The sequence below is a fragment of the Pseudoxanthomonas sp. LjRoot204_2 genome (assembly GCF_056175765.1).
The window spans coordinates 1-1274 of record NZ_JBGFFG010000669.1 but is presented as its reverse complement, the minus strand read 5'-3'; the positions used below and the strand labels follow the sequence as shown (position 1 = coordinate 1274).

2 protein-coding genes are annotated in these 1274 nt (G+C 69.0%); both read right to left on the bottom strand.

What is annotated here, in order from left to right:
* The coding region (dapD, locus tag AC04L7_RS18965; protein ID WP_475513741.1) for a 2,3,4,5-tetrahydropyridine-2,6-dicarboxylate N-succinyltransferase at positions 1-771 on the bottom strand (771 nt) is incomplete at its 3' end.
* A 22-nt stretch (positions 772-793) separates the two neighbouring features.
* The coding region (locus tag AC04L7_RS18960; RefSeq protein ID WP_475513740.1) for an ACT domain-containing protein at positions 794-1274 on the bottom strand (481 nt) is incomplete at its 5' end.

The following is a 1274-nucleotide window of genomic DNA, read 5'->3' as shown; positions in this document are numbered from 1 at the left end:
GCAGTACAGCGAGTGCGACCCATCGGCGGCCGGCAGCGAGCCGGAGACGACGACGCTGCCCGGCGGCACGTAGCCGTAAGTGATTTCCTTGGTGGCGCGGTTGTAGATGCGCGTGGACTGGCCGATGAAGACGCCCATGCCGATCACGCTGTGGTGGCCGACCACCACGCCTTCGACCACCTCGGAGCGCGCACCGATGAAGCAATGGTCCTCGATGATCGTCGGGCTGGCCTGCAGCGGTTCGAGCACGCCGCCGATGCCGGCGCCGCCGGACAGGTGGCAGTGCTTGCCGATCTGCGCGCACGACCCCACGGTCGCCCAGGTGTCCACCATGGTGCCCTCGCCCACGTACGCGCCGATGTTGACGAAGCTCGGCATCAGCACCACGTCCTTGCCGAAGTACGTGCCGCGACGGGCGATGGCGCCCGGCACCACGCGCACGCCGAGCTTGCGGAAATCGTTCTCGTCGAATGCGCCGAAGCGCGCCTCGACCTTGTCCCAGAACGGCGCGGGATAGGCCTCGACCAGCTCCATCTCGTTGACGCGGAAATACAGCAGCACGGCCTTCTTCAGCCACTCGTTGACCTTCCACCCGCCCTTGCCGTCGGGCTCGGCCACGCGCAGCTTGCCGGCCTCGAGGCCTTCGATGGCCAGCTCGACGGCAGTGCGGGTGGAGCCCTCGATCTCGGCGGGGGTCAGTTCGGCGCGGCGCTCGAAGGCGCTCTCGATGGTGGACTTCAGTTCTTCGGTCTTGCTGGCTTTACGGGTCATCGAACGGTCTACCGGATACGTGTCAGGGGGGAGTCTCGAGGCCGGCGCGCAACGCGTCGCGCAGCGTGTCCTGCAAAGCGGCGTCGTTCAGCGGCTGGTCGTGCTCGTCGGTGATCTGGAACACGTCCTCTGCGCGCTCGCCGAACGTCGCGATACGCGCATCGTGCACGCGCAGGCCTTGCCGGCGCAGCACCTGGGCCACATCCGACAGCAGACCGGGGCGATCGGGCGCGACCAGGCCGAGGATGGTACGGCGCCCATCGGGCGTCGTGCCGAATTCGATCCGCGGGGCGAACCGGAAATGCCTGAGTTGGCGCGGCACGGCGCGACGCGAGGTGCGGACGCTGTCGAGCGGGCGCGCCAACGCGTCGCCGAGGGTGCGCTCGATGTCGGCCGGATCGCGGGACGCGTAGGCGTCGGCCGGCAGCACTTCGAACGTGTCGAACACCGCGCCCTGCGGCCCGACCAGTACGCGCGCCTGGTGGATCGCGAAGCCCATGCGG